Origin of the sequence: Bacillus sp. LLTC93, assembly GCF_002993125.1 — a bacterium.
GTDB classification, from domain to species: Bacteria; Bacillota; Bacilli; order Bacillales; family Bacillaceae; genus Bacillus; species Bacillus zhangzhouensis.
The window spans coordinates 158,707-167,522 of sequence record NZ_PVME01000003.1; the positions used below are offsets into that span (position 1 = coordinate 158,707).

The window sequence follows — 8,816 nt, forward strand, 5'->3', positions numbered from 1 at the left end:
TAATAATAAGACTGCCTAAAGAACGAGAAAATGTAAGGTTCTTTCAGTAGATTTGTGTGAAAGAAGAGGGTGTATCCAACATGTCATTTGACGGCATTTTTACATACGGTATGACAAATGAATTGCAAGAAACATTAACCGGCGGGAGAATTTCCAAAATACATCAGCCATATAAGCACGAGCTGATTTTTCATATCCGGTCAAACGGGAAGAATCATAAGCTCCTTTTATCGGCTCATCCGAGCTATGCGAGAGTGCAGCTCACTGAGCATCATTATGACAATCCAAGCGAACCCCCAATGTTTTGTATGCTCCTCAGAAAGCATCTTGAGGGCGGATTTATTGAACGTTTCGAACAGGTTGGATTTGATCGGGTCATTGTGCTCCATGTGCGAAGCCGAAATGAAATTGGCGATGAACAAACGCGGAAGCTCTATATCGAAATCATGGGACGGCACAGTAATTTGATTCTTGTAGAGGACGAAACGCAGCAGATCATCGATGGACTAAAACATCTTTCTCCATCTGTGAACAGCTATCGAACGGTGCTGCCAGGTCATGAATACCTTTTGCCGCCTGCACAGCAAAAATTGAATCCATTTGAAGTGACGAAGGATGATATTTTAAAGCATTTGCGCTTTCAAGAAGGAAAAATCACGAATCAAATTGTCGATACATTCTCCGGGGTTTCCCCGCTGTTTGCAAAGGAAGCTGTTCACAGGGCCGGTCTTGCCAACCAGGCAACGATCCCAAATACATTACTTGACATGTTCCAGCTCATTCGGACGCATTCTTTTACACCGCAGGTCACAAGAAAAGACGGCAAAGAGTATTTCTATTTATTAGAACTCCAGCATGTAAATGGCGAAATGAAGACGTTCGATTCTCTCAGCCAGCTGCTTGACCGCTTTTATTTTGGAAAAGCTGAAAGGGATAGAGTAAAACAACAGGCGGCTGACCTTGAACGGTTTGTCGCGAATGAAAAGAAGAAAAATGAAAACAAGCTTAAAAAACTAAAAAGAACCCTTGAAGAATCTCAAGATGCGCATAAATATCAGCTCTATGGTGAATTGTTAACAGCCAATTTATATGCCATAAAAAAAGGGGATAAAGAAGCGACTGTCATCAATTATTACGATGAAGAAGGCGGAGAAATGACGATCCCGCTAAAAACAAACAAAACCCCTTCTGAAAATGCGCAGGCGTATTTTACAAAATATCAAAAGGCAAAAAATGCAGTTGAGGCTGTAAATGAACAAATTAAGCGAACACATGAAGAAATTAATTATTTTGAAGAGCTGACCCAGCAGCTGTCCTCGGCCTCGCCAAAAGATTTAGAGGAAATGAGAGAAGAGCTTGTTGAAGGGAAATATTTGCGCGCCAAACAAAAGCGTCACGCCAAAAAGAAAAAAACGGCGGCCATCCAGCTTGAATCGTATGAATCTTCTCAAGGCATTCCCATTTTAGTCGGGAAAAATAACAAACAAAACGAGTATTTGACCACAAAGGCTGCTGCTCGTGATGACATTTGGCTGCACACAAAGGATATTCCTGGGTCACATGTCGTCATACGTCATCAAACACCAGATGAACAAACATTGCATGAAGCGGCTCAAATTGCTGCCTACTTCTCTAAAGCAAAAGAATCCAGCTCCGTGCCTGTCGATTATACGAAAATCCGTCATGTGAAAAAACCAAACGGAGCAAAGCCGGGCTTTGTTACGTATGATCAGCAGCAAACATTATTTGTGACGCCTGATGAAGATGTTGTCTTAAAGCTGCGAAAATAAAAAAAGCCGATAAAATCTCATCTAAGGATTTTATCGGCTTTTTCTTTGTCGTTTTTTTCTTTCTATATAGAGGGCTTCAAGTGCGTCTACATCTTCTTTTTCAAGCAAGGTCTCGATTGCCGCAGCCAGCTGTTTTGTCCGGGCTGGGCTTGCGCCGCTCGTCGATACTGAAATCATCACTTTCCCTGCTTTGACAACCTTTGGCATAATCACATTGCCTAGCTCTGATTGGCTCACACAGTTGACAAGCTGATGCGGCAGCGCTGTTTGCGCAATCCATTCGTTCACCGAAGGGTCGTTTGTTGCAGCAACAATGAAAAATGCATCCTCCAAATCTTCAGCGCTCACCTTCTTTTCCTTCCAATTCAGCTCATATGTATCAATCAGATGGGCCATTTCATCACTAATGTCAGGACTCACGACGGTTATGCGGCAAGGCTCCATGCATAGCGCACTCGCCCTTCTTGCCGCTACCAGTCCGCCGCCGGCGATGAGCACTTGTTTATTCGTTAGATCAAGATGGACTGGAAGCATGGCTTTCTCCTTGAAAACGGAACGCATCCTCTTTGTTTAAAATGGTTTCTTGCACGCGTTCAATATAAGCGGCTTTCACATGCGGATGAAAGCCAATATACCGGCATACTCGTACATCCTGAAGTCGCTCTCTCGCCTGAACGGCCTCACTTTCAATCTCTTTCATTAAAATGCCCGTAAACAATAGGTAAGGAACGATATACACAGGCGTATCGTCATCTGCTGTTAACTGCGCAAGAACATCTCGGTAATTTGGCTCACATGCCGTAATAAAACATGGAAGAACCTCTGCATGAGGGAGCAGGCTTCGAACATCGCCCGCAATGCCAAACACATCTCGCTTCACATCTGGATCAGAGCTTCCGCGGCCAATCAAAAGAATCCGTGCTCTCTCGCCTTGATATCCAGCTTCTTCAATCCTTGCGACAACAGCTTTCGTAACTTCTTGATTCACCCCGATTGGTTTTCCGTATGTCACTTTCACTTGCGGGTAACGTTCTTGTACTTTTTCAATCTCGACTGGGATATCTGATTTTGCATGCATGGCAGTTAAAAGGAGGAGCGGGACGATCGCAATGTGTGTTGCTCCTTTTTTCACACAAGTCTCAAATCCTTCTTCTATAGAAGGGTCCGTCAACTCTAAAAAACAAATTTCTTGTATATCCGCTTCTACTAACGGCATACAGCTTTTCATAAAAGAAATGGCTTTATCTTGTGCTTCTTTTACCCTGCTTCCATGCCCAACATAAAGTACAGCTTGTTTCATTTGGCTCCTCCCTCTCACCCTGTTTTGATCAGACGAAAAGACACGATGTATGTACGTGTCTTTTCTCTTTCGTTCTCATTTCTCGATTAATGCGGGTTCAAACCAATTCAGCTTTTGATGAAAATGAACCACATCCCCTACAACAATTAAACTTGGATGCTCGATTCCTTCTTTTTCAACGGTTTCAGACAGCGTCGCCACAGTGCAGCAAGTCGTCTTTTGCCTCGTAGTGGTTCCCCAGTGAATAAACGCAGCTGGTGTTTCAGGGTTCCGCCCATTTTTCAAAAGAAGCCGCTGCACTCTTTCCACGTTTTTGACGCCCATGTATATGACAAGAGTATCAATTCCCGTTGCCAGCGCCTCCCACTTTTCTTCAAAATGTTCATCCTTTTGATAATGTCCTGTGACAAAAGCGACATTTGAGCTGAATTCACGGTGCGTCACCGGAATGCCCGCATAAGCAGCCGCTGCAATACCAGAGGTAATCCCAGGGACGACCTCATACGGAATCCCGTGCTCAGCTAAGCATTCAATTTCTTCACCGCCGCGGCCAAATACAAAGGGATCGCCGCCTTTCAGACGAACGACAACGTTCCCTTTCTTTGCATGAGTCACAAGCGCTTCATTGATGGCTTCCTGTCTCATCGTATGATGATTTGGCAGCTTGCCGCAATAGATCAATTCCGCCTCCGGTTTGGCGTGGGCGAGAATCTCTTGATTGACGAGACGATCATATAAAATGACATCTGCCTGCTGTATTGCCTTATGGGCCTTCAATGTAATTAAGTCTGGATCACCCGGTCCGGCACCAACAATGTATACTTTCCCCATCGTGCTTTCTCCCCCTGCCATCAGCCGATTATTTCGCTCTTCCCTTTACATAATCAACGAGGCGCTGTTTGGACTCCTCGCGAGACAATTCACCTGTATCTAGGACAAGCTCAGGCGCAGCTGGCTCTTCATACGGTGAATCAATTCCAGTGAAAAATGGAATTTCGCCGTTTCTGGCTTTTTTATATAATCCTTTTGGATCACGTTCTTCACACACGTTCAGATCACATTTCACAAACACTTCGTGAAATTCCCCATCTTCGACTAACTGTCTGACAATTTGGCGATCCTCTTGAAACGGAGAAATAAAAGCTGTGATGACAATGGTCCCTTGCTCAACAAATAATTTCGCCACTTCTCCGATGCGCCGGATATTTTCTTTTCTGTCGTCATCTGAAAACCCTAAATCTTTATTGAGTCCATGTCGTACGTTGTCTCCATCAAGGACTGTTACTTGGTAGCCTTGTTCAAACAGCTCTCTAGCCGCTGCATTTGCGATCGTTGATTTACCTGATCCACTAAGACCTGTGAGCCAGATGATGCCGCTTGTATGATTGTTTTTCTGTTGATATTCTTTTTTTGTAATAGATGAATCATGCCACACGATATGTTCGTTGCTCATGTCATACCCTCCCTTTAAGATACCGTCGTTTTTAATCCTTCGATTAATGTTTCAATGACTTCTTTTCGGCTGAACGTACTTGGTGGTAATTCACCGTTTCTCAGCATCGTTCGAACCTTTGTACCTGAAAGAATGACATGCTCACTTTTATCGTGCGGACATGTTTTTGGTGTTGCCATCGCTTCACATGTATTGCAGTAGAAGCTGTGTTCAAATTTTAACGGAGTGATGCCAATTTCTTCACTTGTAAATTGATCAAATAACTCCTGCGCCTCGTATGTGCCGTAATAATCACCAACACCTGCATGATCTCTTCCGACAATAAAATGTGTGCAGCCATAATTTTTGCGAACAAGCGCATGAAATATCGCTTCCTTTGGTCCAGCATAACGCATTGCAGCAGGAAAAACACCTAAAAAGACGCGATCTTTTGGATAATAACCGTTCAATAATACTTGGTAGCTTTTCATTCTCACATCTGCTGGAATATCATCGGATTTTGTTTCACCAACAAGTGGATTTAAAAATAAACCATCAACTGTTTCCAGTGCTGTCTTTTGAATATATTCATGGGCACGGTGAACGGGGTTTCTCGTTTGGAAACCAACAATTGTTTTCCATCCATTTTCTTTAAAATGTTTTCTTGTTTCTTCTGGCTCATACGTAAATTGAGGGAACGGTTTTTCGCTTCGTTTCGTCAGTGTAATTTTACCACCAATATACGTGTCACCGCGTTCAAATAATTTTTTCACGCCTGGATGATCGCGGTCATCTGTTTTATACACATTCACAGCTTCTTTTTCCTTATCTGGTGTGTATTGATCCTCTACTTCAATAATCCCGTATACTGTTCCATTGTACGATAGACGCACTATATCACCTTGATTGATCTCAGCTGCCTTTTCCTTTGTGACTGGCAGCGTAATAGGAAGAGACCAAACGACACCACTTGCTAGTCGCATACTGCTCACAACTGCTTCATAATCAGCTTTTGTTAAAAACCCTTCAATTGGACTATATCCGCCAATTGCAATGAGTTCAAGGTCTGCAAAGGAGATCGCATCTAGTTCGATTTCCTTTGCAGCCGTGCTAAGATCATATTCTTCATTTACTCGATTAATTAATACGCCACCATGTGGTGTTAAACTCATTTGTTCATCTTCCTCTCAATGTTCATATTTATTAGATGTTAATAGTCGGATTTATGGTTAAATCCCGCCGCCCTGCTCATGAATAGAGCTGCTTTCATTTTTGACTGCCTTCATCAGACTCAGCGCACCAAGTGAGGCAAGCAGTACACTCATCATGATAAAGATAGAGTAATAGTCGCCTTTTAAGAAAAGGCTCACCAGCAGATACGATAGGCTGAGTGATAAAAAGGGTGACACAACCCAAACCTTCAACATCTTTTTCACGATATGTTTATGAAAAATGTTAGGTCCACCCTTTGCCATCCCAAGTCCAATAATGGACGAGGAAGTGATCTGAGTAAGTGGAACTGGCAGCCCAAAAATAGAGCTGACGATGACGAGTCCAGCACCGGTACTCGATAACAAAATCCCTTCACCCGTTTGATAGCGGGTGATTTTCTTTCCGTTTGTTTCTAGCACCCTTCTGCCAAGTAAAAGGGCACCAATTGCGACGAAGATTCCGCCGTAAAGCGTTCCTTGCCCAACAGACAACACACCTGAGGCGACAAGCGGACCGACCGCATTGGCGACATTGTTCATGCCGGCTGAAAATGCCTCTAGAAATCCACTGATAATGAGCAAGACTGACAAGATCGCTGTGCCTTTTTTAGATAACCTGCGTTTAGGGAACATTCTGATGATTTTGACTACAACAAAGGTAAAAACAAAAGCGACAACTGGAATGATGATCCAAAAGGCCACAATGACTAAAATAGATTTCACATATAACACTTTATATGCGACAGCAACACCGACCACTGCCCCTACTGTGACCTCACTTGTTGATAAAGGGATCGCCATCAGATTTGCTATGAAGAGTGATAATGCGGCAGAACCAATGATGATACAAACAATTTCAAGTGTAATCACAGATTCTGGCATAATACCAGAGCTGATCGTTTTGACGACCTCACCGCCGCCAATCACTGAACCTGCTAAAATCCCAACTGCACAAACGCTGAGTGCATAGATGGGCTTTTTAATTGCACCTGACCCATATGCAATGCCCATAGAAGCAGCTGCTCCGCTTGCGCCTATGTTTAAAGCAAAGAATAAACTAAATAAAATTGCGGCGATTTCCATACATTATGCTCCCTTACTCATGTAATCCGCACTCTGTCTTTGCTGTACCTGACCATCTGCCAGAACGCAAATCATCCGCAGTAAATGCTGGCTGTGTACACGGTGCACAGCCGATACTTGGGTATCCTTGGTCATGCAGCGGATTATAAGTAAGATCCTCTCTAGATGCATATCTCCATATGTCCTTCCACGTCCAGTGAATGAGTGGACATACTTTTACTGATTTGAATTTTTCATCCTTATTTAAAAAGTTCGTACCTGCTCGTTTTGGTGACTGCTCTCTTCTTAAGCCAGAAAGCCATACCGGATAGCCAGATAGTGTCTCTTGCAAAGGAATGACCTTGCGCATATGGCAGCAGCTTTGGGGATTTGTTTCCCATAATTTTTCACCATGCTGCTCGTTTTGCTGTTCAACTGTCAATTCAGGTGTTTTCAGAACGATGTCTAATCCGGGGTATCTTTCCTTTACCGCATCAATTGTATCGTACGTTTCCTTGAAATGCAGACCTGTATCTAAAAAAACAATTCTCGCATCCTTTTTTACTTTCGCAATAAGATCAATCAGGACAATGCCCTCAATGCCAAAACTGCATGCATAAACGAGCTGATCACCATAATGACCGTACGCCCATTTCAGCACAGATAGGGCCCCTTTATACAAATCGTCCTCTTGAAATGTAATGGACGGCTCTTGCCAATTTTCGTAAGTTAACATTGTTTCTCCCCTTCCGGAGTACCGTTCATATTGCTACTCTCCGCACTACTTCAATCTAATTTTTTCGTTTTTTTCCACTTGAATCACTTGACCGTCCTGAACAATCAACGTAATCGAACCGAATTTCATATCCCCAATCAGTTCTTGCATGTGCTTCACTAAGTCCTCATCCTGGTTTTGTTTCACTTCCATCTCCTCTTCCTCCTCACCGTTAAAATAAAAAAACTTTCTTTCAGTCCGAAAGAAAGATGAGGAAGCTCACGATTTCCTTATCTTTCAAAATAGAATCATTTTGCAGGAAGTAGCACCTTGCGAATCGCAGGTTGCCGGGTTTCATCGGGCCAGTCCCTCCACCTCTCTGGATAAGAGTTTTAATTTGTATTAAATATTAACACAATTCAAACAAAAGTCAACCCGACTTTATTGATAGGATTAGTTTTTATTTAAATTTGAGTCTATTTTACTATTTTTAACCAAAAGAAAAAGGTCTAAAATGATTTTTATTTTAGACCTTTTTCTTTTTTTCAGCGTGATAGAAAACCTTTGAAGTTCAGGAGGGACGAGCACCGAAGCGCAGACCTGACACAGAATGCGAAGGTTTGTCTACACGCTGAAAGCTGTGCAGCTAAGCACAGCTTTTTAGACCGTTTCTTCCATCCAAGATTCAGAGGAAGGATCTTGTCTCCAGCGTTTTAGTTTATTCATAGCAGAAGGTTCAATTGCTTTTAGTTCCAGTGCTACGTCTGTCAGCGTGTCATAGTCTGTTAGTGTGACATATGGAATGTTTTTCTCTTGAAAAGCTGCAGCTGCTTTTGGCAGGCCGTATGTGAAAATAGCCGCAACTCCGAGTACGTCACAGCCCTCATCTTGAAGGGCAGCGACAACCTCAAGCACACTGCCTCCTGTTGAAATGAGGTCTTCTACGACAACAACCTTTTGACCAGGCGATACGACTCCTTCAATTTGATTGCCTTTTCCGTGTGCTTTTGGCTTACTTCTGACATAACACATCGGCACGTTCAGGCGATCTGCCGCTAATGCCGCATGCGGAATACCTGCTGTCGCAGTACCAGCGACCACTTCAGCTCCCTCAAAATGAGTGAGAATCAGATCTTTTAGACCTTCAGCGATGTCGTGTCTAACTTCCGGGTACGACAAAGTTAGGCGGTTATCACAGTAAATTGGTGATTTGATGCCGCTTGCCCACGTAAACGGTGCGTCTGGTTTTAATGAGACAGCTTTGATTTGTAATAAATGTTTAGCGATTTTCGTTTTCATCCGGCGG

The 8,816-nt window shown here is 43.1% G+C and carries 10 protein-coding genes and 1 riboswitch; of the genes, 1 reads left to right on the top strand and 9 read right to left on the bottom strand.

Annotated elements, in window-relative coordinates; translation table 11 throughout:
* The first annotated feature begins 80 nt into the window (after window positions 1-80).
* Complete coding sequence (locus C6W18_RS10255) at window positions 81-1,790, top strand: Rqc2 family fibronectin-binding protein (protein ID WP_105927512.1); 1,710 nt, start codon at window positions 81-83, stop codon at window positions 1,788-1,790.
* A 30-nt stretch (window positions 1,791-1,820) separates the two neighbouring features.
* Here the strand turns inward: C6W18_RS10255 and C6W18_RS10260 are convergent, their stop codons facing one another.
* The 9 genes from C6W18_RS10260 to pyrE form a co-directional block, all read right to left on the bottom strand.
* A complete protein-coding gene (locus C6W18_RS10260) occupies window positions 1,821-2,324 on the bottom strand; it encodes a precorrin-2 dehydrogenase/sirohydrochlorin ferrochelatase family protein (protein WP_105927513.1) in 504 nt (167 codons plus the stop codon).
* A complete protein-coding gene (locus C6W18_RS10265; protein WP_105927514.1) occupies window positions 2,305-3,090 on the bottom strand; it encodes a sirohydrochlorin chelatase in 786 nt (261 codons plus the stop codon). Before C6W18_RS10265 ends, C6W18_RS10260 begins: the two co-directional genes overlap by 20 nt.
* Window positions 3,091-3,165: 75 nt before the next feature.
* On the bottom strand, window positions 3,166-3,921 hold the full coding sequence (gene cobA / locus C6W18_RS10270) for a uroporphyrinogen-III C-methyltransferase (protein WP_105927515.1): 756 nt from the start codon (window positions 3,919-3,921) through the stop codon (window positions 3,166-3,168).
* 28 nt (window positions 3,922-3,949) lie between these two features.
* Window positions 3,950-4,543 (bottom strand): adenylyl-sulfate kinase, encoded by a 594-nt coding sequence (gene cysC / locus C6W18_RS10275; protein ID WP_034317896.1) that lies wholly within the window; start codon window positions 4,541-4,543, stop codon window positions 3,950-3,952.
* Between the two features lie 14 nt (window positions 4,544-4,557).
* Window positions 4,558-5,694 carry a sulfate adenylyltransferase gene (gene sat, locus C6W18_RS10280; protein ID WP_034317899.1) on the bottom strand — a complete coding sequence of 379 codons (1,137 nt, stop codon included), beginning with the start codon at window positions 5,692-5,694 and terminating at the stop codon, window positions 4,558-4,560.
* Window positions 5,695-5,751: 57 nt separating this feature from the next.
* On the bottom strand, window positions 5,752-6,816 hold the full coding sequence (gene cysP / locus C6W18_RS10285) for a sulfate permease (RefSeq protein WP_105927516.1): 1,065 nt from the start codon (window positions 6,814-6,816) through the stop codon (window positions 5,752-5,754).
* 13 nt (window positions 6,817-6,829) lie between these two features.
* Entirely contained in the window at window positions 6,830-7,531 is a 702-nt protein-coding gene (locus C6W18_RS10290; RefSeq protein WP_105927517.1) for a phosphoadenylyl-sulfate reductase, read from the bottom strand.
* Window positions 7,532-7,576: 45 nt separating this feature from the next.
* Window positions 7,577-7,681, bottom strand: a complete 105-nt coding sequence (locus C6W18_RS10295; protein WP_369810469.1) for a DUF2292 domain-containing protein — start codon at window positions 7,679-7,681, stop codon at window positions 7,577-7,579.
* Between the two features lie 116 nt (window positions 7,682-7,797).
* Window positions 7,798-7,900: riboswitch (SAM riboswitch) on the bottom strand.
* A gap of 270 nt (window positions 7,901-8,170) precedes the next feature.
* Window positions 8,171-8,809: an orotate phosphoribosyltransferase gene (pyrE, locus tag C6W18_RS10305; RefSeq protein WP_034317908.1), complete on the bottom strand. Its 639-nt coding sequence runs from the start codon at window positions 8,807-8,809 to the stop codon at window positions 8,171-8,173.
* Window positions 8,810-8,816 lie beyond the last annotated feature (7 nt).

Coding starts and splice junctions, on each gene's coding strand:
- cysP (WP_105927516.1), bottom strand. CDS start 6,816: ATGGAAATCGCCGCAATTTTATTTAGTTTATTCTTTGCTTTAAACATA.
- sat (WP_034317899.1), bottom strand. CDS start 5,694: ATGAGTTTAACACCACATGGTGGCGTATTAATTAATCGAGTAAATGAA.
- cysC (WP_034317896.1), bottom strand. CDS start 4,543: ATGAGCAACGAACATATCGTGTGGCATGATTCATCTATTACAAAAAAA.
- pyrE (WP_034317908.1), bottom strand. CDS start 8,809: ATGAAAACGAAAATCGCTAAACATTTATTACAAATCAAAGCTGTCTCA.
- C6W18_RS10265 (WP_105927514.1), bottom strand. CDS start 3,090: ATGAAACAAGCTGTACTTTATGTTGGGCATGGAAGCAGGGTAAAAGAA.
- cobA (WP_105927515.1), bottom strand. CDS start 3,921: ATGGGGAAAGTATACATTGTTGGTGCCGGACCGGGTGATCCAGACTTA.
- C6W18_RS10260 (WP_105927513.1), bottom strand. CDS start 2,324: ATGCTTCCAGTCCATCTTGATCTAACGAATAAACAAGTGCTCATCGCC.
- C6W18_RS10255 (WP_105927512.1), top strand. CDS start 81: ATGTCATTTGACGGCATTTTTACATACGGTATGACAAATGAATTGCAA.
- C6W18_RS10290 (WP_105927517.1), bottom strand. CDS start 7,531: ATGTTAACTTACGAAAATTGGCAAGAGCCGTCCATTACATTTCAAGAG.
- C6W18_RS10295 (WP_369810469.1), bottom strand. CDS start 7,681: ATGCAAGAACTGATTGGGGATATGAAATTCGGTTCGATTACGTTGATT.